At 31.5% G+C, this 23199-nt stretch carries 13 protein-coding genes, 1 tRNA gene, 2 rRNA genes, 1 pseudogene and 1 other annotated feature; of the genes and pseudogenes, 5 read left to right on the top strand and 12 right to left on the bottom strand.

The window, feature by feature from the left end:
- The first annotated feature begins 329 nt into the window (after positions 1-329).
- Positions 330-1283: an L-lactate dehydrogenase gene (locus AC2JAQ_RS00085; RefSeq protein ID WP_488457313.1), complete on the top strand. Its 954-nt coding sequence runs from the start codon at positions 330-332 to the stop codon at positions 1281-1283.
- Between the two features lie 470 nt (positions 1284-1753).
- The gene (locus AC2JAQ_RS00080; protein WP_488457312.1) at positions 1754-2368 is read left to right on the top strand and encodes a DedA family protein; all 615 of its coding nucleotides are present in this window, start codon (positions 1754-1756) and stop codon (positions 2366-2368) included.
- A gap of 182 nt (positions 2369-2550) precedes the next feature.
- On the opposite strand, the gene AC2JAQ_RS00075 is transcribed toward AC2JAQ_RS00080, so the two are convergent.
- The 4 genes from AC2JAQ_RS00075 to AC2JAQ_RS00060 all read right to left on the bottom strand — a co-directional run bounded on the left by AC2JAQ_RS00075 (position 2551) and on the right by AC2JAQ_RS00060 (position 7720).
- Positions 2551-2775 (bottom strand): hypothetical protein, encoded by a 225-nt coding sequence (locus AC2JAQ_RS00075; RefSeq protein ID WP_488457311.1) that lies wholly within the window; start codon positions 2773-2775, stop codon positions 2551-2553.
- Positions 2776-2999: 224 nt separating this feature from the next.
- Positions 3000-4433 carry an MFS transporter gene (locus tag AC2JAQ_RS00070; protein WP_488457310.1) on the bottom strand — a complete coding sequence of 478 codons (1434 nt, stop codon included), beginning with the start codon at positions 4431-4433 and terminating at the stop codon, positions 3000-3002.
- 382 nt (positions 4434-4815) lie between these two features.
- The gene (gene dhaK / locus AC2JAQ_RS00065) at positions 4816-6564 is read right to left on the bottom strand and encodes a dihydroxyacetone kinase subunit DhaK (RefSeq protein WP_488457309.1); all 1749 of its coding nucleotides are present in this window, start codon (positions 6562-6564) and stop codon (positions 4816-4818) included.
- 25 nt (positions 6565-6589) lie between these two features.
- Positions 6590-7720, bottom strand: coding sequence for a glycerol dehydrogenase (locus AC2JAQ_RS00060; RefSeq protein WP_488457308.1), 1131 nt, complete (start codon positions 7718-7720; stop codon positions 6590-6592).
- Between the two features lie 586 nt (positions 7721-8306).
- Here AC2JAQ_RS00060 and AC2JAQ_RS00055 point away from each other — a divergent pair.
- The 3 genes from AC2JAQ_RS00055 (at position 8307) to AC2JAQ_RS00045 (ending at position 10925) form a co-directional block, all read left to right on the top strand.
- Positions 8307-8657: a DsrE family protein gene (locus tag AC2JAQ_RS00055; protein ID WP_488457307.1), complete on the top strand. Its 351-nt coding sequence runs from the start codon at positions 8307-8309 to the stop codon at positions 8655-8657.
- A gap of 347 nt (positions 8658-9004) precedes the next feature.
- Positions 9005-9328, top strand: a complete 324-nt coding sequence (locus AC2JAQ_RS00050; RefSeq protein WP_423240437.1) for a PadR family transcriptional regulator — start codon at positions 9005-9007, stop codon at positions 9326-9328.
- Entirely contained in the window at positions 9321-10925 is a 1605-nt protein-coding gene (locus AC2JAQ_RS00045; RefSeq protein WP_488457306.1) for a DUF4097 family beta strand repeat-containing protein, read from the top strand. The genes AC2JAQ_RS00050 and AC2JAQ_RS00045 overlap by 8 nt, the downstream gene beginning before the upstream one ends.
- Positions 10926-11975: 1050 nt before the next feature.
- Here AC2JAQ_RS00045 and AC2JAQ_RS00040 read toward each other — a convergent pair.
- The 8 genes and pseudogenes from AC2JAQ_RS00040 to AC2JAQ_RS00005 all read right to left on the bottom strand — a co-directional run bounded on the left by AC2JAQ_RS00040 (position 11976) and on the right by AC2JAQ_RS00005 (position 22720).
- The gene (locus AC2JAQ_RS00040) at positions 11976-12599 is read right to left on the bottom strand and encodes a histidine phosphatase family protein (protein WP_488457305.1); all 624 of its coding nucleotides are present in this window, start codon (positions 12597-12599) and stop codon (positions 11976-11978) included.
- A gap of 543 nt (positions 12600-13142) precedes the next feature.
- Complete coding sequence (locus AC2JAQ_RS00035) at positions 13143-13685, bottom strand: NADH peroxidase (protein ID WP_488457304.1); 543 nt, start codon at positions 13683-13685, stop codon at positions 13143-13145.
- Between the two features lie 778 nt (positions 13686-14463).
- The gene (locus AC2JAQ_RS00030; protein WP_488457303.1) at positions 14464-15411 is read right to left on the bottom strand and encodes an ROK family protein; all 948 of its coding nucleotides are present in this window, start codon (positions 15409-15411) and stop codon (positions 14464-14466) included.
- 253 nt (positions 15412-15664) lie between these two features.
- A complete protein-coding gene (locus AC2JAQ_RS00025) occupies positions 15665-15901 on the bottom strand; it encodes a hypothetical protein (RefSeq protein ID WP_322505133.1) in 237 nt (78 codons plus the stop codon).
- Between the two features lie 434 nt (positions 15902-16335).
- Positions 16336-18458, bottom strand: a pseudogene (gene fusA / locus AC2JAQ_RS00020) (elongation factor G).
- 844 nt (positions 18459-19302) lie between these two features.
- Positions 19303-19377, bottom strand: a tRNA-Asn gene (locus AC2JAQ_RS00015).
- Between the two features lie 9 nt (positions 19378-19386).
- A 5S ribosomal RNA gene (gene rrf / locus AC2JAQ_RS00010) occupies positions 19387-19504 on the bottom strand.
- Between the two features lie 50 nt (positions 19505-19554).
- Positions 19555-22720: ribosomal RNA gene (locus tag AC2JAQ_RS00005) — 23S ribosomal RNA — on the bottom strand.
- Between the two features lie 187 nt (positions 22721-22907).
- Positions 22908-23199: a sequence feature (16S ribosomal RNA rRNA prediction is too short), on the bottom strand.

The following is a 23199-nucleotide window of genomic DNA, read 5'->3' as shown; positions in this document are numbered from 1 at the left end:
TTAATAATAGTCTTATAAAATATATATTTGAGTGTCAAAAGATTTGTAATTTATCATGAATAGCCCACAGAATTATTGCTTATTAAATGTGTAAATCTTTTTACTCATAAAATATATTTTAATTCAATACTAATATTCTCTCGTAAGTATAAATATCCTTCTAATTTGAAAAAATATTTTTATAAACTTTTCTTTAAGTGATTATTTTTCCTTATAATTGGTTAAACTAGAATAATATTAAAAATTACTTGATAATAATTATTAAGTATTATATAATTAATTTATAATTCAGAGTAATTAACTAGGAATTAATTTAGGAGATGATATGTATGATAAAAGAAAAAACTAATAAAATCTCAATAATAGGTGCAGGATTTGTTGGTTCAACAACAGCCTTTTCATTAATGCAAGATGGATTAGCATCTGAAATAGTAATAGTTGATATAAATAAGGATAAGGCTCATGCTGAAGCTATGGATTTAGCACAAGGTGCAGCATTTGTTAAATCTGTTGATATAAGATCTGGTGATTATGCTGATACAAAAAATTCTGACATAGTTATAATCACTGCTGGAGTTGGTCCAAAACCTGGTGAAACAAGATTAGATATTATAAATAAAAATTTAAAAATATTCCAAAGCATAGTTCCTGAGGTTGTTAAATACAGCCCAGATTCAATACTTTTAGTAGTGTCAAATCCAGTTGATATTTTAACTTACATTACTTATAAACTTTCTGGATTCCCTAAGGAACGTGTTATTGGATCAGGAACTGTTTTAGATACTTCAAGATTAAAATATATGCTTTCAGAACATTTTGATATAGATGCCAGAAATGTTCACACATATATAATAGGAGAACATGGTGATTCAGAAATAACAGCTTGGAGTTTAACTAACATAGCTGGAGCAAATGTTGATCAATATTGCGAAACTGTTTGCGGTAACTGTGATGGTTCATTCAAAAAACAACTTCCTGATAAAGTTAAAAACGCTGCTTATGAAATAATAAATAGTAAAGGCTATACAAACTATGCTGTAGCTCTTGCCGTTACAAGAATAGTTGAAGCAATACTTCGTGATGAAAATTCAATTTTAACTGTTTCATCTCTATTTGAAGGGCAATACGGAATTGATAATGTTTATTTAGCAATGCCTACTATAGTTGATAGAAGTGGTGCTAGAAAAATTCTAGATGTTCCTCTAGCACCTCAAGAAAAAGAAGATCTAATAAAATCAGCCAATATTTTAAAAGGTCATATTACTAATTCTGAATTAGATTAGTAATTAAATTCAGATGTGGCTGTGCCACATCTGAATAAAAAATAAAACCCTAAATTTATAAAAACTCTCATATTTGAAACTAATTAATATTCAAATAACAGTTTGAATATTAATTAGCATCAAAAGCTAACACAAATTATATTCCTTAATTACATAACCCTTTTATATTTAAAGACACAATACAAGAATAATATTAGGTAAAATCTTGTATTGTGTCTTTTTTCTTTAGAGTTCTTAAAAATCTTAGCTTATTCATTATTTATCTAATATTACCTATGTTATCCTCATCTTTTATGCTATCTCTATTTATTGATATAATTTATATAATTATATCTACCTAATAACTACTAATAATTCTAATACCCTAAATTAAAATTGGAATTTTAGAATTACTATGCTGCTAGATAAATTAGTTAGAAAGGAAATTTAATATAAAATAAGCATCATTTTTATAGATTGGAGTCTTTGTTATGAACTACATAGCTTTAATAAAAATCTTTATACTTAACTATGGATCAATTAGTCTATTTTTCATTAGCCTACTTGAATATTTATCAATACCTATTCCAAGCGAAGTTATTCTTCCTTTTGTTGGAGCTATAGCAAAAAGTAATAACCAAAATATTTACTTTTTGACACTGATAGCTGTTTTAGGTGGTTCTGTTGGTTCACTAGTAATGTTTTTACTTGGAAAATATTTAATTAAAAATTTTATAGATAACTTAACAGCAAAATACCCTAAATTAAATAAATCTGTAGAAAAGTCACAAAAACTACTTTTCAAGTATAGATATATTGGAGTGTTCATATCTAGAGTAGTCCCAATGGCTAGGGCCGTTACTTCTATTGTAGCTGGAACAATAGGTATGAAGCTCGATAGATTTTTATTTTTTTCATCATTAGGTATGATTATTTGGGATTTTACATTGATTAAACTAGGTACAATATATACTAAAAATTATGTTGTAATAGATTATATAGTGAAAAAATATTCATGGATAATAGGTGGAGTATTAGTATCACTTATTATTTTCTACTTTTTATTTAAGTACATAAAATCAAAAAGAAAAATAAAAAATAGATAAAAAATAACTTTAAATAGGATTCATGATTATAATTCCTATTTAAAGTTATTTTTTATTTATATAAATTCTCTAAAAAGTAAAATAAAAAGACTATATGCACATACGGGAGTTGTTTTATTGCATACAGTCTTTTTACATCAAAAGTAATGTGAAAAATTTTTATTTAATTCTATGAAATATTATTATTCTCTTGATTCTATATCATTTTTTAATTCTTTAGCAAATTCTTTAGCATTTTCAGCTTTTTCTTTTATTTCTCTATCTAATTCTTTGTTTATAGCTTTTCCTAATTTACCAGCCTCTTTTTCATCAGCTTTGTAAGCTGGGCTATTTTCGTCAAGAACTTTAACGTCTTCTTCAATTTTATTAATCATATCATTTTTTAATTCTTCTACTTTATTAGTCATTTTAAAAACCTCCTTAATAATAAACACAAGTCGTGAACATTTTGTTAACATTGTTTACAAAATAATTATATCACTCTTATCTTAATAAATAAATACTTCTCTATAATAATTATTATTTTATCAATTTAAAAGCTTATTACTTCAAAATTCTTACTATTTTTATTACAAAATTAAATAAAATAAAATAATTAATATCTAAAATACTAATTTTTATAATAAACTCTTTAAATCTTCTTATTTTTATATCTAATAAAAGCAACTACAGCCGCAAGGAAACATATAATTGTTGCTGAGAAAAATGCACAATCTAATCCATATAAGAATGCAGATTCATGCCCTGGCACATAATTTGAAACCCTATATCCTAGCTTGTAGCTCATTCTTCCATACAATATTGTTGTTGCAAAGGTAAAACCATAAGACATTGCTAAATTTGTAACTAAGGAGTTTACGCTTCCTGCAATTCCAAGTCTATCTTTCGGAACTTTTTGCATAACAAGAGCATTGTTAGTTGACTTAAATATACCATTACCAACTCCCATTACAGCACAACAAAATCCTAAATAAACTAGCGAACTTCCTATATTAATTCTTCCCATGAAGAAAAGTCCTAATGTTAATAAAGCTATACCAATTAATGATATTAATCTTCCATTAAATCTATCAGCAAGAGAACCACTAAGCGGTGCTACTATTGATAAGCATAATGGATAAATTATTAGAAATAACCCTGCCTGTAAAGAACTCATTTGTAAGGCCTGCTCTAAATATAATGGAATTATGATGTTCATACTACTTATAGCTAAAAATGAAAGAGCTGAACAAACTATGCTTAATGAGAATAATTTATTATTAAATAGTTTTAAATCCAAAACAGGCGACTCCACTGTCTTCTGTAAATATATAAATACTATAAAAGATACTATTGCTATTATAAATCCAAGCATTACATACTTATCTGTATATCCTAAAACCTCACCTTTAGTTATTGATAGCATACTAGATACTATAGTGATTGCAAATACTATTGTTCCTCTAATATCTATCTTTTCCTTTGAGTTTTTTCTCATCTTAGGTAAATACTTCATTGAAAGTAAGAAAGCAAATATTCCAATAGGCACATTAATCCAAAATATAAGGTCCCATCTAATAGAAACTAAAATACCACCAAGTGCTGGTCCAACCATTACTCCTAAAGCTACAGCACTAGCTGATATTCCCATAGCCTTTCCTCTCTCTTTTTCATCGAAAATAGCTGTTATTATTCCCATTCCAGTTGCCATAGCACATGCGCCTCCAACCCCTTGAATGATTCTAGATACGATTAATAGCGGTAAAGTTTTTGAAAGTCCACTAAAAAATGAACCAATAGTAAAAATTAATACTCCAACTTTAAAAACATTACATTTTCCTTTAATATCACCTAATCTTCCACATAATAATACTAAAGCAGATATAACCATAAGATAACTAGTAACAATCCACTGTGTATCTAAAATAGGTTTATTTAAATCAGACGAAATCTTAGGTAAAGCAACATTTACTATACTACCGTCTATGCAGGCCATAAATGTCATTATAACTACACACACTAAAATAACCCACTTATTCTGATTGGCTTCAGATATATTTTTCTTTTTATTTTCTATATCCTCCATATCTTAAAACTCCTCTCCTAGATTTTACATATATTATACACCTTTGTTAATTTTCTGTTAACAAACTAATTTATATATAAAGATTTTAATTTTTATATATACTATTTTATCTATTAATTCTTTTAACAAAATTAAATGATTATACTTATTTTCACGTAAATTCCATGTTTCAACAAATAATTGTTAAGTTTATATCGTTAGAATCATTTATAATATTTAAGTTATTTAGCCATAGAAATATTTTTCTATATAAAAAAGAATGTATTAAAAACAGGTGTGAGATGCTTTTTATGACAAGCATTACTGTTCTTTAATACATTCCTCTAATCTATAAAACTATTTGAACTATTTAACTATATATTAAAGTTTTTATTTCATTAAACTATTTTATATCATTTGATATTTCAGTGAAAATTACTCCTAATCCATATGCTCCTGCATCTGGATAACCAATACTTCTTTCACCTACTGTACCAGCTCTTCCCATACGAGCTACTATTTCTTCTGTTTTCTTAGCTCCTAAGACTGCTGATTCTGCACCATTTTTAAATGCTTCTTTGAATTTTAAACCTTCTTTTGCACTATTTGTCCAAGAATCTGCACAAGGTACTAAAGCATCAATTAATGTTTTATCCCCAACTACAGCCCCTCTTCCAAATGAACGTTCTCCAGTCTTTTGAATTCCTAATACAGCAGCCTGCATCATATCAGCAAAATCTTCTACTGTTAATTCCTCTTTATTTATAACATTTTTGCTTGCTGCTCTAAAAGCTGATCCCCATATTGGACCTGATGCTCCACCACAGTGTTCCATTATGACTAATGAACAAGCATTTAAGAACTCAGATATATTTAAATTTTCTATTTTTAATATATCCTTCCACTCTCTTTTAAGCATTCTAAATCCTTTAGCAACACTCATTCCAAAGTCTCCATCTCCTGCATGAGAGTCTAATTCACAGAAAGGCACTTCATTATCAATTATTACTTCACTCATTTTATCTAATATATAAATCATATTATTAAGTGAAATTTTTTCATTCTTTATTTCTTTAAATGATTCACAGGTTTCAACTTTATATGAAACTGGAACTTCTTTTTCTTCTATTACTACTTCTTCATATTCTTTAATATCCATATGATTAGAAACTCTAAACGCTGGAGTGTCACACTCATCTTTTACTAACTCTTTTAACTCATCGTCAAGTTTCATTATTGATACTGAAGCTCCTGCCATATCTATACTTGTCATATAGTTACCAACGAAGTTTTTGCATACTTTAATTCCTCTTTTATGTAACTCTCTGAATACTGAGTTATTTAATAAATATAACTCTTGAAGTGGTGTAGCTCCGAATCCATTTATAAGAACAACTATTTCTTCATTCTTATAATCTAATTCATTTATAAGTTGATTAACCATTCTCTCTGCTAACTCATCTGCTGTAGCAATCTTTTCTCTACGAATTCCTGGCTCTCCATGTATTCCAACTCCATATTCCATTTCATCTTCACCTAATTCAAAGGTTGGAGTTCCCTTAGCTGGAACAGTACAAGATGTGAATGCAAATCCTATACTTTTAACACTACTAGCAGCTTTCTCAGCTATTCTTTTAACTTCTTCTAAACTATTTCCTCTTTCAGAAGCTGCACCTGCTATTTTATGTACTAAAACAGTCCCTGCAACTCCTCTACGGCCTACAGTATAAAGACTATCCTCAACAGCTATATCATCATCAACCTTTATGTAATCAACCTTTATTCCATCTTCTGTAGCAAGGTGAGCTGCATTCTTGAAATTCATCATATCCCCACTATAATTTTTTATTATAAGAAGTGTACCTTTATTACTCTTAGATGCCTTTATAGCTTGGTAAACTTGAATTTGTGAAGGTGAAGCAAATACATCACCACATACTGCTACATCTAACATACCTTTTCCTATAAAACCTGCATGTGCTGGTTCGTGACCACTTCCCCCACCACTTATAAGTGTTACTTTATCCTCATTAATATTTTTCTTTTTAACAACCTTATATTTATTTAAAAATTCTAATTCTGGGTGTGCCATAACCATTCCGTTACACATTTCTCTTACTAGTGTTTCTGCTGAATTCATTATTTTCTTCATGTTAAACTCTCCCTTGCTATTAAAATTACTTTCTATTCTTGTAGTCTTTACCTATCTTATCTGCTAATTTTATTGCTGAAACTACTTCTGAAATTTCTATTCCAAATGGCATTGAGTAAATTGATTCTTCTGGTATACAAGCTTTTTCTGCAACCTCAAATAACTCTTCATCTGAAACCTCTGTTACTCCTATATCTTCAAGACATACAGGAAGACCTATTTCTAAACAGAAATCTAATACTTCATATAATTCTTCTTTTGGTGCATTCTCAAGAACTAATTGAGCTATTGTTCCAAAAGCAACTTTTTCTCCATGGAAGTATCTATGTGTTCCTTCTAATATTGTTAAACCATCATGTATTGCATGAGCTGCAGCTAATCCACCACTCTCAAATCCTAATCCTGATAATAATATGTTTGTTTCTACTATATTTTCTAATGATTTAGTAACACAGTTACAATCACAAGCATCCTTAGCTTTTTTTCCATCTTCTAATAATGTTTCATAGCAAAGTTTAGCAAGTGCTAATGAAGCATTTGTGCCTATTGCTGGTCTACATTTTTCTTCTCTTACCCCACATGGTAATCCCGCATTGACTTTAGTAAATGAACTTGATGTTGCTCTTGCTTCAAAGTAAGTTGATAAAGCATCTCCCATACCTGCTACTAAGAAACGAGTTGGTGCTTTTGCTATTACCTCTGTATCCACTAAAACAACGCTTGGGCTTGCTTTGAAGTATGCATAATCATCAAATGATCCATCTTCTGTATATAAAACTGCTGAGTGGCTAGTTGGAGCATCTGTAGCTGCTATTGTTGGTACTACTATAAGTTTTTCACCTTCAGCTACACACTTAGCTGTATCTAAGGCTTTTCCTCCACCAAGTCCTACTGTGCAATCACACTTTTTCTCTTTTGCAAGTTCTTGAAGTCGTTTAACTTCTTGGCGTGAACATTCACCTTTAAATCCGCCCTCTACAAATTCAATGTTAAATTTCTTTGCTGTTGCATCTAATTTATCTTTAACTCTTTTTATATCTTCTGGATGAGCTATTAAAAGTGCTGACTTTCCGTAAGTCTCTACAAAGTAACCTAAATTAAGTAACTCATTTTCTCCTTGAACATATTTTGTTGGACATATAAATGCCTTTCTCATAAAATCATCTCCTCAATAAAATCATTTACTAAATGTTATGATGCTATTATAAACCCCGTTGCAAACAATTACATCGAAGTTTATTAATATAATATTGGATTATTTTAACCTTTTCATACAACTTTCTATAAAAAATAGGATTTTCAACACATTTATAGCAAACGTATTCAAAAAGTCCAATTATCTTTAATATAAGTTCTTCTATAAAAATTTGTATTCAAAAAATATACATATTTAAGTTTTAAATTGCTATTCTTGAAAAATATTAGTATAAAATTGTAATAAATCTAAATATTATCAAAATAAACTCTTTATTTTATAAATTTTATTTTTATATAATTTGATTATTTTTTTTCAAAGGAATATATTAAAGACAAGGTTGTTGATGTTAGAAATTTTGTTCAGAGTATTGTTAAAAATTCGCTTAGTAAATTTAGACAAAATAATCTATTTACTAAGAAGTAGTACACTTCTGTAAGTGGTTATAGAACAAAGAAATAACATCAGCAACTTTACTACTATAACGTTGTATAAATATATATTTATATCTCTTTAAAAATCAATAAAAAGTTTGGAAGTGATTAAAGTGAAAATTATATTTCATATTGATGAAGCTGATAAATGGCCTATTGTTTTAGAGAATCTAAAGAATGTATTGACTAACGCTAAAGAAACTAATAGAAAATATGAACTAGAAGTATTAGCAAATTCTATGGCTGTTTTTCAGTTAAAAGAAGTAATAGCTAGAAATACTAATTTAATAGACAAGATTATTGAGCCTGCTGAACAAGGCGTTGTTTTCGCAGTGTGCAACAACTCATTAAATAAATTTAACATAGCTAAAGATGAATTATTTTCTTTCTGTAAGGTAGTTCCTGCCGGAATTATTGAACTTGCTGAAAAGCAATCAGAAGGATACTTATACATCAAACCATAAAATTTAACATAACCCGCTATCCTTTAAAATTATCTAATAAAAACTCTATGATTTACCAACATAGAGTTTTTTGTTTTTTTAATTCACCTTATTTTATTTCTATGAAACACTTCATACTTTATACTTTTTTCCGTTAGATTTACTGAATATATTTTAAAGCGAATCATATAATAGTAACATTATAAAAACTATTATATAAAATATAGTATATTTTTATATTTACTACCTTGCAATGTATAATAGCGTATGATATATTATAGTCAAGATTTACAAATTTTTGTTAAAAACACACCTATAAACCCGTCTATACAAGGTTTCAATATATTAATAAGAAAGCAGGTGAATGGATGAATTCACAATTTAAAAAGGGAGTTTTAGAGCTTTGTGTTCTCTCTCTACTCTCAAAAAAAGACTACTATGGATATGAACTTATAAGTAAAATCTCAGAGAGAATATATATTTCAGATGGAACAATATACCCTATCCTAAGAAAGCTTAGCAAAGAAGGCTTTTTTACAACTTACTTAAGAGAATCTCAGGAAGGTCCACCAAGAAAGTATTACAAAATCACTGACTTAGGACTTCACCGTAAAGAACTTTTAAAACGTGAATGGTTTGATTTATTAGATGGTATAAATTATTTATTGGAGGAGGGTGATGAGAATGACTAAACAAGAATATCTTAAAGAGCTTAGAAAAAATTTAAGAGGTTTTTCCCAAGAAGAGATTGATGATATTTTATATGATTATGAAGAGCACTTCTCTATTGGATTATCCTCGGGTAAAACTGAAGAAGAAATAGCTGAAGAGCTTGGAGATCCAAAAGATATAGCAGAGCAATATAAAAAGGCTAAGGGTAACCCAACAATTGAAGAAACAGCACGATATTATAAAGAAAAAGCTAAAGAAAAGACTAGAGCTTTTGGAAAAAGCATGTCTGAAAATGCAAACAAAACAGATAAACTTATAAAAATAGTTTTATTCATTTTACTAGCTATAATACTATCACCTATTATTTTAGGGGCTGCTGGAACTATTATAGGAATCTTGACTGGTGGTATAGGACTTATTTTTGGTTCTATAATTGGTATGGTATCAAGCATTGCTTTAGCAGCAACAAGCACAGGTGGTCTTACATCTCTTTTCTTTGGAGTTATTTGGATCTTAGTATCTTTAATATTCCTAGGAATACTTATGACTATATTAGGTTATTACGGTATTAAGGCTTGTGTTATATTAGTAAAAAAGGCTATTGAATATCTAACAAGTGAACCTAAACCAAAGGATAAAAAAAGTTTTTGGAATTCAAAAGCAGTTATTGGTATGATAATTTCTTTAGTGTTATTCATAATAACTCTTTCAGTTGGATTATTCCAAACAATATCATCTGGACTTTCTATAGGCAAGGATTTAGCCCCTCAAGTTTCTAGTTATTTAAACGAATTTGGTGACGATAGATTCTTTAATTTTTTGGGTACTAGCCATAATTTAAATGACACACAAATTCAAGATATGGAGGGTGTATCAAAAATAACTATAAACTCAAGTGTTTCAGACGTAAATATTGTTAAATCTGAAACTCCAGAGTTAAAGGCTGAACTTACTGGAAAATATAATTCAAATGATAACTCAAATATAATAAATCTTGATACAAGCAAGATTGATGGAAACATCTTAATAGAAACTAAAAATACACCTCATAATATATCTTCAAGATATTTAACTTTAACTGTCTATGTTCCTGAAAGTTATAAAGGTGATATCTCTATTTCAAGTGTTTCTGGAGATGTTAAATCAGAAAGAATTTTAGAACTTAATTCTCTTAGAATTGAAACTGTAAGTGGAGATATCAAAGTTAATTCCGTATCAGCTCCAACTGTAGTAGCTAATACAACTTCTGGTGAAATAGAATTCAATAAACTAAATACTAATACATCTTCATTAAAAACTACTTCTGGAGATATTAAAGTTGGATCATATGTAGGAACCCTAACTGTGGATTCAACTTCTGGTGACATAGATATGAATTTAGCCGAAATTAAAGGAGCTTCAACAATAAACTCTATTTCTGGAGATATTGAAATAGCTATTGAAGTTTCAAATAATCTAACATTAGAAGGAAAAACTTCTTCTGGAAATGTTTCTAGTGATATAAATTCTTCAAACATAGAAAAAGGAGATAAACTTTTAAAAGCAACCTTCAATGAAGGAGAAAATAAGCTTAATATAACTACAGCAAGTGGAGATATTAAATTAGATAACTTCTAACAAATTTAAAGCACCCCGTGGGTAATCCGGGATGCTTTATTAATTTTTTATTTGCCTAATTTATATTTTTAATTCATTAATTTAATTCATTAATTTAATTCATTAAAGTGCTAAGTAAAACTCAACTTCCTCAATAATAAATAACCATCTTTTAATTTAAAGTTATTAGATTTTTAATTTAAATGTAGGATTTAGCTTTTAAAACAATAACAAAAGTTTACTATGCTAAGAAAAACTATAAGATTAATCTTATTAGAAAAGTCCGCCGCAGCCTAATTGATAAACAATTTATATAAAACTACTCTTTTAACTAAATAATCTTATATTGGGCGAAGCCCAAAAATTTATCAAAAAAATCACCAAATTCCAGTCTATTCCAAACATTCCTGATATAAAGATATTTATTGAGTATTAGATGGCTATTTTACTAATTTACCACAACCAGAGTAATCAACTTTAACTAATTTTTCAGTTTCAAAAGATTCTTTACAATCGTATCCAACAATAGTATATAATACATCATCTTCAACAGTTACAAATGGATTTCTATTTTTTAATACACAATCACCAAACTCTCTAACTTCTGCTAAATATGCATCTTCAAATCCTTCTAAGAATTCACCAAAACATTCTTTGTTAACTCCTCTATTATCAAATACTTTTATTAAAAGAAAATAGAGGTACGATAATGTACCTCTATTTTTTATGTGCTTATAAACTATCTAAAAGCATAATTTTCCATAACTTTTCTTGCTACCATTAAGCTATAGTCGGCTAAGTTTAATTGATCAATATTAGATGCTAAGATCTAATATTTTTCATTTAATACTGACTTTTAGATTTAGGAGGTGCTAATTAAAGCACCTCAATATTTAAAAATCTTATTTCTAAAATTTATTACCTTCTCCCCAAAATCGAAGAAGATAGATTTTTATAAATCGCTAAATTTTAGACTTAAGATTTGTAGCACAAATCTATTATTAAATTGTGTAGTTTCTAAATTTTTATTCATTAAATAATCTTCTATTTAAAAATTTAAAAACTCTTATATTACTTATCATATTCATAATGGTCAATATTGTTCAAAGTAACTACATCAAATTTTTCTCCATCCCAGTTAACCTCATTATAACTAGCTTGATTGAATATAGGATAATTAACTATTTTGCTTTCTTCAAGTTCATTTTTAAAATATCCTATTAAATATCTTACACACATTCCATGAGTTACTATTAAAATATTCTTATCACTATTATTTTTGATTATATCATCTACAGCTTTGAACAATCTTTCTGTAAATTCTTTTATATTTTCACCCTCAAAACTCTTATAAGAAAAAGGTTTATTAAATAGGTTGTCTAATTCTTCAACATATTCTTCATAACTTTTTATTTCTTCAGTAGTCATTCCTTCCCACTTACCAAAACTAATTTCTTTTAACCCTTCAACTTCTTCAACTTCAATATCCTTGTTTCCTTTTATTAAGTAAGCTGTTCTCTTCGCTCTTTTTATAGGACTTGTAAATATTTTATCTATTTTAACATCCTTTAATCTCTTTCCTAATAACTCTGCTCTTCTAACACCATCTTCTGTAAGTTCAGAATCCTTCCATCCTTGAAACCTATGCTCAAGATTCCATAAAGTCTCTCCATGTCTAGTAAAATATATCTTCATTGCCTAAAAACTTAGCTCTTTAAAACTCTATAAAAATTATCCACAAAAATTGTGATATATAACTTTTTTTAATCACAGTATATATGTTTTTCTCCATTTACTTCTGTGTATAAGTTTTAATAAGCTTCTCCTTTCACTATATTAACTCTAAAATTACTTTTGAATTAAGTAGCTTTGAAAAATAGTATTATCTATATTCAGCATTTAATTCTTTAAGCACTTCTAGTTCTTCTCTGCACTCCACACCTTAAGCCAAAATTCTCATATTTATTTTATGTGAAGTATCTGTTATAAGATTTACTATACTCCTTTTTTCCTTGTATTTAAATATATCAGTTATAAATGATTTATCAATTTTTATAGTAGAAACTGGCGTCTTTAAGAAAAAGACGTATAATATATTTAGTCTAATCTTATAATTTAATTTGCTAAATAAATAGAATCTCTTTTTTAATAATAAAAAAGAGTACTCATAAATAAGTACTCTTTTTAATAAGGAAGTAATTAAATCTTTTAATTTATAAAGCGTGTAATTTTTATATCTTATTTAAAGTATCTGTTTAATAATCCAGCGAAAGCTTTTCCATGTCTAGCTTCATCTTTACACATTTCGTGAACTGTGTCATGGATTGCATCTAAGTTTAATTGTTTAGCTAAAGTAGCTAAGTCTTTTTTACCTTGGCAAGCTCCGTGCTCTGCATTTACTCTTGCTTGTAAGTTAGCTTTTGTATCAGCTTCTACAACTTCTCCTAACATTTCTGCGAATTTAGCTGCGTGCTCTGCTTCTTCGAAAGCTATTCTCTTATAAGCTTCTGCAACTTCTGGGAATCCTTCTCTGTCAGCTTGTCTTGACATTGCTAGGTACATTCCTACTTCTGTACACTCTCCCATAAAGTTAGCTTGTAATCCTTCGATTATTCTTTCATCTACCCCTTTAGCAACTCCGATTCTGTGTTCATCAGCGAAAGCTAAATCTTCTCCTTGCTCTATGAACTTGTCAGCTCCTACTCCACATACTGGGCATTTTTCTGGAGCTTTTTCTCCCTCATAAACATATCCACATACTGTACAAACAAATTTTTTCATAATATTATTCCTCCTACAAAACAAACATTTATTTAATTTCAATTTATAATCATAATTTAAAAGTCTTTATTATCAAGTCATTTCTTGTTGATGTTTTATCTTCACCAACCTTATGTCATTATTATATAATAATTATTATTAATTAGCAATATATATTTTAATTTTTTTCTAAAAATTTTTAAGACTTAAAATTATAAAGTTTAATACATAAAATATTCTTACTAAATCATATCAATTATATACCTTTATTAGAGATATTATATTCTTCATAGCTTAAAAGTATATATTCCAATGTTTATTATATTGTTTCATAAATATATTGTTACTATATTTATATTTATGAAATCATAAAGACTCATAAAATAAATGATTTTAAATGTTTAAACTATGTAGATACATTTTTTATTAAAGCTATCTATATATTTTTAAAACATTCACAACATATAAAATATATTAATTCTATAAATATTTTACCTCTGTTCGTATAAAAGGTACTTTTATTATAAATAAAAAAGATTCTATATAATTTTAATTATATAGAACCCTTTTATAGATAATCACAATATGTGGTTATGACCTAATATTCAGACTAAATTTTCCATTTTTAATATAGTTTTATCACAAAATCACCTTTTTTTCTAGTCTTTAACCCTCTAATTTTTTTTAGTTCATAAATTTATAATATTTTTTATCTAAAACTTATATTTTCCTAGTATAATATTTTATAAAAAATAAAGTTAGAAGCTAAAAAAGCTTCTAACTTATTATATAAAAAATATTATTTACACTCTAATAATGCTAATGCTACTGCTCCAACAACACCTGCATCAGTTCCTAAACCAGCAGGAACTATTTTACAATGTTCAGCCATAGCTTTGAAGCATCTTTCATTAACAACGTCTTGAACTTTTTCAAAAACTATTTCTCCAGCTTTTGAAACTCCTCCACCTATAACAACCATATCTGGGTCAAAAGTCGCTATTGCATTTGCAACACCAATTCCTAAGTAATTTAAAGCTTCATCTATGATTGATTTTGCAACTCTATCGCCTTTAGCAGCTTCAACGAATACTTCATATGAAGTTACATTGTCATAGTCTTTTAAGCTTGTCTCTGCGTTTGTAGCAACAGCTTCTCTTCCTCTTTTACCAATAGCTGTTCCTGATGATACAGCCTCTAAACATCCCATGTTACCACAGTTACATCTTACTGTTCCTGGTGCAACAGTTGAATGTCCAATTTCTAAAGCGTTTGAAGTACTTCCTCTGTATATTTTACCGTTAAGGATTGCTCCTCCACCTACACCAGTACTTACAGTGATATAAATCATGTTTTCAGTACCTTTACCAGCACCTAACATGAACTCACCAATAGCAGCTACGTTAGCATCGTTATCTAAGTAAACAGGAATACCAAACTTAGCTTTTAATGGTGCAACTAAATTGAAGTTTTTGAAAGGTAAGTTTGGAGTTGTTATTATTATACCAGTTCTAGCATCTAATGGTCCTGGTGATCCAATACCTATAGCTTCTACTTCATCAATAGTTACTTTTCCTTCGCATATTACAGTTTCAACACAACCTATTATTCTATCTAAAACTGCTTGCTCTCCTTCATGAGCATTAGTTGGAGTTGTATGTTGAGCTATAACATTTCCTTCTAGATCAGCAAGAGCACAGCTTATTTTTGTTCCTCCTAGATCTATTCCAACAACGTAATTCTTCATTTAAAAAATCCTCCCCCATGTTTCTTATGGATTAATTCAACTATAAGTGCTTCTTACAAGTTGCCCTTTAGAATTCACTTTGTTAAATTATTATATGACAACTTAAATTATAGCTTATTAATAATTATTTATTTAACACAAAGTAAATTATAACACAAATGTACGTACCTTTACACAGTTAAAGTTATACCCTTTTTAAATTATATACTTTTACAATTATTTATATAAAAAATACTATTAAAAGTTGTCTATTCTAGCCTATTTTCTTAGCATTTATATAGTAAATACCCTGATTATCGTATCCTTGATTTTTTATATTGAAATTGTTATCTTCAAGCATAGAACAAATAATACCTATATTATCATCATCTAATGATTCCATATAAATCATAAACCTATCACATACACCAACAATATTTATATAATCAAAGATATTACTATAGTCACTTAAACCGATTTTACCCTTTATATCCATTCTATAATTACACATGAATTGCACCTCATTTAAGATATTATCTCTAAATATATAATTAGATATGTAAATATAAAAACCCTTTTATTTTTCTTAAAAACTTAAAAAATTTATAATTGTTTTTAATATTTCGTATTAATTTACTTCAAATTAAGTCAATTTTTAGAAATAAATAATTTAAGTTAAGCAAATTTATATTTCTAAATAATAAATTTTATTTTTTAATTATGCCATAAGTAAAATATCTCTAAGAGATTTATATTCTACTATCTAAAGTTTTATTCATCTTTTATAAATACTATTTTCTTTAATTTTTGAGCTTTGCCCAAAATTTCTAAAATAATACCTTGAACATTATTAATTTAACCACATTATTTTCCTAGTATACATAAAAAGTACCATCTTTTTAAATTTTAAGATGGTACTTTTAAAAATTTCTATATTTTCATTATTTAAGCTTCCTTAGCTTCTTTAATTTTTCTAGCAGTTTCTATTATTTTATCTGTTTCTGTACTTGGAACTTCTTCATATTTATCAAAAGTCATACTAAAACTTCCTCTCGCTTGAGTCATTGAACGTAAATCAGTAGCATATTTGAACATTTCTGATAAAGGAATTTGAGCTATAACCCTTTGATTCTTTCCATCTGGTTCCATTCCAATTACTCTACCTCTCTTTTTATTTATATCACCAATTATATCTCCCATGTATTCATCTGGAATAACTATTTCTGCTCTCATAATAGGTTCTAATATTACAGGTTTTGCACCCTCCATACCTTTCTTATATGCTAAAGATGCAGCAACCTTAAATGCCATTTCTGAAGAATCTACAGGGTGATATGAACCATCATATAAAGTAGCCTTAATGCCAATTACAGGGTACCCAGCTAAAACCCCTCTTTTTAAACAATCTCTTAATCCTTTTTCAACTGCTGGTATATAGTTTCTAGGTACAACACCACCAACAACCTTGTCTACAAACTCTAAATCACTTTCCCCATCTCTTCTTGGCTCAAATTTAATCTTTACATCACCATATTGTCCATGACCACCAGATTGCTTTTTGTGCTTTCCTTGTACATCAGAATTGCCTTTAATAGTCTCTCTATAAGGAATCTTAGGTTCTTGGAGTATTACATCAATACCAAACTTACTCTTTAATTTACTCGCTAAAACCTCAATATGAGTTTCACCAATACCAGATATTAAAGTTTCTGCATTTTCTTTATCCCTAGAAACCTTGAATGTTGGATCTTCATCTAAAAGTTTAGCAAGACCTTGAGATATTTTCTCCTCATCACCTTTGCTCCTTGGCAATACTGCCATAGTCATAACTGGCTCTGGAAAATTAAATTCTTCATATGAAACCTTAAAATTGTTTTCACAAAGGGTATCTCCTGTAACAGTATATTGAAGCTTTGTAACAGCGCCTATATCTCCTGCTATAATTTTCTTTGTTTGCATCTGATTTTTACCCCTTAAGAAGCATAAAGCACCAATTTTTTCTGGTTTATCATTTTTAGAATTTATAATAATTTTATCATTAGTAAGCTCCCCAGTTTGAACCTTAAACATAGATAGTTTACCTACAAATGGATCTGCAATTGTTTTAAATACAAAAGCAGAGAATGGCATTTCACTACTTGCCTTAATAGCTATTTCCTCATTATTACTATCTATAGCAAGTTTAGCCTTGCTTTTATTTGGTGATGGGAAGTATCCTTTAATTGAAGCTAAAAGACTTTGCATACCAACAATTGATGATGAACTTCCACACATAACTGGAGCTATATCTCCACTTTCAAAGCCAATAGAGAATCCTTTATATATTTCATCAACTGTAAGCTCTCCATCAGAAAAATATTTATCAAGTAATTCCTCATCAGTCTCTGCTACAGCTTCCATTAAATAAGTTCTATATTCTTCAACTTTATCCTTAACACTTTCAGGAATTTCTATCTTATTTATTTTTCCTGTATTAGCTTCACACTGAAAAGCTTCTTGAGTTATTAGGTTAACAATACCTTTAAACTCTTTCTCTGATCCTATTGGATATTGAGTAGGTATTGCTCCACTTCCGAATGTATTTCTTATGTTTTCTAAAACTTTATCAAAATTTGAATTTTCTCTATCTAATTTATTTATAAAAAATGCTCTTAAAGCTTCTTGAGTTATTAGGTTAACACTTCCGAAATTTTCTTTTTTTCTAAACATTCCCATGCTTTTTCTGTTCCGACTTGTACTCCAGTAACTCCACACACAGTTATAATTGCTGAATCAGCCGCCTTGATTCCTTCTATTTGCTCTCCAACAAAATCAAAATAACCTGGAGTATCTAATAAGTTAATCTTAATTCCATTCCACTCAAGGGGAACGACAGATAATGATAATGATATTTTCCTTTTTTTCTCTTCTTGGTCATAATCACTTACTGTATTACAATCTTCGCAAGTCCCTAATCTATCAGTAGTGTTTGTATAGTAAAGTAAAGCTTCTGTTAATGCAGTTTTACCTGAATCACTATGTCCTATAATCCCTACATTTCTTAAATTCTCAATCTTATACTCTTTCATAAAACTCTGCTACATTATTGATATTGTTTACATAACAATATATAAGTAGCACCCACCACCTTTCTAGAAAAAATTAGTATTAGTAATCTGTTAAAAGTATGCATCCTTAATTTATATTAAAGTATTTTATACTTTTTATATTTATTAAATTCCTTATGCATTAACTTAAATAAATAAGGTTTAATATTAAATAGAAATTTTACTTCTATCTAACCCTAATCAAATTATCTAAAATAATAGAAACTATTTTAATCCTCTCTCTACATTTAAGATAATAAACATCACTTTATACTCATTTGCTTTCTATAAGTGTCTTTATATTTAGTCTAACATCTAATTTTTAAATAAAAATTTTAATAAGCAGCTTATATAACTAAATATATTCTACTCACTCAAGAATTATTATCTTTATTATTTAGTACTTTTAAATCATAAGATTAAGTATTCTAACTTCCTAAAATTCTCCCTATGCTTCAATAAAGCGAAACTTTTATCATTTAAATCTTTATTTAATTAAGATCAGTAACTAGCTTATTTTTAAATTTATTATCTATAAAATAAAATATTATAATTATTTTATATTTTTATAATTCAATATTAAATAAATAATTCCTAAAATTCTCCCTATGCTTCAATAAAGCGAAACTTTTATCATTTAAATCTTTATTTAATTAAGATCAGTAACTAGCTTATTTTTAAATTTATTATCTATAAAATAAAATATTATAATTATTTTATATTTTTATAATTCAATATTAAATAAATAATTCCTTTAAAAAAAGAAAAAGAGTTATTAAAAAAGACATTTATATCTTCTTTAATAACTCTTTTTATATAAAAAAAATGGCTCCTCGGAGAGGACTCGAACCTCCAACCTATCGGTTAACAGCCGAGTGCTCCACCATTGAGCTACCGAGGAACATTTTGAACCTGGCGACCACCTACTCTCCCACACAGTCTCCCGTGCAGTACCATCGGCTTCTAAAGGCTTAACCGTCGTGTTCGGAATGGGAACGGGTGTTACCCTAAAGAACATCATCACCAGATGTTTGAAAGTTTTGTTCTTTCAAAATTGCACATATTTAATTTACTATATTTGGTCAAGCCCTCGATCTATTAGTATCGGTCAGCTGAACATGTTACCATGCTTACACCCCCGACCTATCAACCTTGTGTTCTTCAAGGGATCTTACTAGCTTACGCTATGGGAAATCTCATCTTGAGGTTGGCTTCACGCTTAGATGCTTTCAGCGTTTATCCATTCCCGACTTAGCTACCCAGCTGTGCTCCTGGCGGAACAACTGGTACACCAGAGGTCAGTCCATCCCGGTCCTCTCGTACTAAGGACAGCTCCTCTCAAATTTCCTACGCCCGCGACGGATAGGGACCGAACTGTCTCACGACGTTCTGAACCCAGCTCGCGTGCCGCTTTAATGGGCGAACAGCCCAACCCTTGGGACCTACTTCAGCCCCAGGATGCGACGAGCCGACATCGAGGTGCCAAACCTCCCCGTCGATGTGGACTCTTGGGGGAGATCAGCCTGTTATCCCCGAGGTAGCTTTTATCCGTTGAGCGATGGCCCTCCCACGAGGTACCACCGGATCACTAAGCCCGACTTTCGTCCCTGCTCCACTTGTGGGTGTCGCAGTCAGGCTCCCTTCTGCCTTTGCACTCTACGAACGATTTCCGACCGTTCTGAGGGAACCTTTCCCTTTGCACTCTACGCGCCTCCGTTACTTTTTAGGAGGCGACCGCCCCAGTCAAACTGCCCACCTAACAATGTCCTGTGACCAGATTCATGGCCGCCAGTTAGAATTTCAGTACTGTCAGGGTGGTATCCCAAGGATGGCTCCACTAAGGCTGACGCCCTAGTTTCCTAGCCTCCCACCTATCCTGTACAGACAATACCAAAACTCAATGCTAAGCTACAGTAAAGCTCTACGGGGTCTTTCCGTCCAATCGCGGGTAGCGAGCATCTTCACTCGCACTACAACTTCGCCGGATTTACAGTTGAGACAGTGCCCAAGTCATTACGCCATTCGTGCGGGTCAGAACTTACCTGACAAGGAATTTCGCTACCTTAGGACCGTTATAGTTACGGCCGCCGTTTACTGGGGCTTAAGTTCACACCTTCGCTTGCGCTAAGTGTTCCCCTTAACCTTCCAGCACCGGGCAGGCGTCAGCCCCTATACATCAGCTTACGCTTTAGCAGAGACCTGTGTTTACGCTTTAGCAGAGACCTTTGCTAAACAGTTGCTTGGGCCTATTCTCTGCGGCCTACTCTCGTAGGCACCCCTTCTCGCGAACTTACGGGGTCAATTTGCCGAGTTCCTTAACTGTAATTCTTCCGCCGGCCTTAGGATTCTCTCCTCACCTACCTGTGTCGGTTTGCGGTACGGGCACTACTTCTCTCTCTAGACGCTTTTCTTGGCAGCGTGGAATCATGTACTTCGGTTCCGTAGAACCTTCCCCATCACGCCTCAGCATTATGAAAGCGGATTTGCCTACTTTCACTGCCTAAACGCTTAGACTAGCATCCAATAGCTAGCACACACTATCCTCCTGCGTCACGCCATCGATAATAACGATGGTAGTGGTACTGGAATATCAACCAGTTGTCCATCACCTACGCCTTTCGGCCTCGGCTTAGGTCCCGACTAACCCTCAGCGGACGAACCTTCCTGAGGAAACCTTAGGTTTTCGGCCTGTGGGATTCTCACCCACATCTCGCTACTGATGCCAACATTCTCACTCGTAACCAGTCCACCGCTCCTTACGGTACGACTTCAGCCCGGTTACGACGCTCTCCTACCGCTTGAACTAAGTTCAAGCCCGTAGCTTCGGTGGTAAGTTTAGCCCCGTTACATTTTCGGCGCAAGATCTCTCGACTAGTGAGCTATTACGCACTCTTTTAATGAATGGCTGCTTCTAAGCCAACATCCTAGTTGTCTTAGAAATCTCACATCCTTTCCCACTTAACTTACACTTTGGGACCTTAGCTGACGATCTGGGCTGTTTCCCTTTTGACCACGGATCTTATCATTCGTAGTCTGACTGCCGAGCTCAAAGTATGTGGCATTCGGAGTTTGATAAGGTTCGGTAAGCGCTATGCCCCCTAGCCCATTCAGTGCTCTACCTCCACTACTCATACTCGACGCTAGCCCTAAAGCTATTTCGGAGAGAACCAGCTATGGGTTCGATTGGAATTTCTCCGCTATCCACAGCTCATCCCATGCTTTTTTCAAAGTATGTGGCATTCGGAGTTTGATAAGGTTCGGTAAGCGCTACCCCCTAGCCCATTCAGTGCTCTACCTCCACTACTCATACTCGACGCTAGCCCTAAAGCTATTTCGGAGAGAACCAGCTATCTCCGGGTTCGATTGGAATTTCTCCGCTATCCACAGCTCATCCCATGCTTTTTCAACAGCAACGTGGTTCGGTCCTCCACGAGGTTTTACCCTCGCTTCAACCTGGCCATGGATAGGTCACCCGGTTTCGGGTCTACGGCATGCAACTAGTCGCCCTATTCAGACTCGGTTTCCCTTCGGCTCCGTACCTTAAGTACTTAACCTTGCTACATACCGTAACTCGTTGGCTCGTTCTACAAAAAGCACCTCATCACCCTCATAAGGGGCTCTGAGCGGTTGTAGGCACACGGTTTCAGGTTCTATTTCACTCCCCTCCCGGGGTTCTTTTCACCTTTCCCTCACGGTACTGCTTCACTCTGGATCATAACTCGATTATACTAGTTTCATCAGGTATTACCTCCTACGGTGGAGCTTTCCAGCTCTCTTCAGCTCTAGTATTTAGCCTTGTCCTCCCTGCTTCCCACAAGGTTTCACGTGTCTCGTGGTACTCTGGATCATAACTCGATTATACTAGCTTTCACTTACAGGACTATTACCTCCTACGGTGGAGCTTTCCAGCTCTCTTCAGTTAGCCATTACTTCTCTTTATGTTATGTCCGCAACCCCGGAAACAAGTTTCCGGTTTGGGCTCTTTCCCTTTCGCTCGCCGCTACTAAGAAAATCGATTTTTCTTTCTCTTCCTCCAGGTACTTAGATGTTTCAGTTCCCTGGGTTACCTTCATTAAGCTATGTATTCACTTAATGATACATGGGGTTTCCCATGTGAGTTTCCTCATTCGGAGATCTTCGGATCTCAGGCTATGTGCGCCTACCCGAAGCTTATCGCAGCTTATCACGTCCTTCATCGGCTCCTGATGCCAAGGCATTCACCATGCGCCCTTTGTAGCTTGACCTATATTAGTTATAGTTCTCATTTTACAAAGAATAGAAATTGGTTTTGCCAATTTGGCTTGTTGTTTCTATAAATTAAATTATGTGCAATTTTCAAAGAACAATTTTGAGAGATAGTCTCTCAAAATTAAACAGAGATATTATCCAGAATTCATTATCATCTTAGTTGTCCTAAGATGTATTCCTTAGAAAGGAGGTGATCCAGCCGCAGGTTCTCCTACGGCTACCTTGTTACGACTTCACCCCAATCGCTGACCCTACCTTCGGCCGCTGCCTCCTTGCGGTTAGCTCACGGACTTCGGGTATTGCCAACTCTCATGGTGTGACGGGCGGTGTGTACAAGACCCGGGAACGTATTCACCGCGACATTCTGATTCGCGATTACTAGTAACTCCAGCTTCATGTAGGCGAGTTTCAGCCTACAATCCGAACTGAGACTGGTTTTAAAGTTTGGCTCCACCTCACGGTATTGCATCTCTCT

Source organism: Clostridium sp. LIBA-8553 (assembly GCF_057782465.1).
The sequence above is the reverse complement of the archived record's forward strand: the minus strand, read 5'-3'. Positions and strand labels throughout refer to the sequence as shown.

Coding starts and splice junctions, on each gene's coding strand:
- AC2JAQ_RS00085 (WP_488457313.1), top strand. CDS start 330: ATGATAAAAGAAAAAACTAATAAAATCTCAATAATAGGTGCAGGATTT.
- AC2JAQ_RS00080 (WP_488457312.1), top strand. CDS start 1,754: ATGAACTACATAGCTTTAATAAAAATCTTTATACTTAACTATGGATCA.
- AC2JAQ_RS00075 (WP_488457311.1), bottom strand. CDS start 2,775: ATGACTAATAAAGTAGAAGAATTAAAAAATGATATGATTAATAAAATT.
- AC2JAQ_RS00070 (WP_488457310.1), bottom strand. CDS start 4,433: ATGGAGGATATAGAAAATAAAAAGAAAAATATATCTGAAGCCAATCAG.
- dhaK (WP_488457309.1), bottom strand. CDS start 6,564: ATGAAGAAAATAATGAATTCAGCAGAAACACTAGTAAGAGAAATGTGT.
- AC2JAQ_RS00060 (WP_488457308.1), bottom strand. CDS start 7,720: ATGAGAAAGGCATTTATATGTCCAACAAAATATGTTCAAGGAGAAAAT.
- AC2JAQ_RS00050 (WP_423240437.1), top strand. CDS start 9,005: ATGAATTCACAATTTAAAAAGGGAGTTTTAGAGCTTTGTGTTCTCTCT.
- AC2JAQ_RS00045 (WP_488457306.1), top strand. CDS start 9,321: ATGACTAAACAAGAATATCTTAAAGAGCTTAGAAAAAATTTAAGAGGT.
- AC2JAQ_RS00040 (WP_488457305.1), bottom strand. CDS start 12,599: ATGAAGATATATTTTACTAGACATGGAGAGACTTTATGGAATCTTGAG.
- AC2JAQ_RS00035 (WP_488457304.1), bottom strand. CDS start 13,685: ATGAAAAAATTTGTTTGTACAGTATGTGGATATGTTTATGAGGGAGAA.
- AC2JAQ_RS00030 (WP_488457303.1), bottom strand. CDS start 15,411: ATGAAGAATTACGTTGTTGGAATAGATCTAGGAGGAACAAAAATAAGC.
- AC2JAQ_RS00025 (WP_322505133.1), bottom strand. CDS start 15,901: ATGTGTAATTATAGAATGGATATAAAGGGTAAAATCGGTTTAAGTGAC.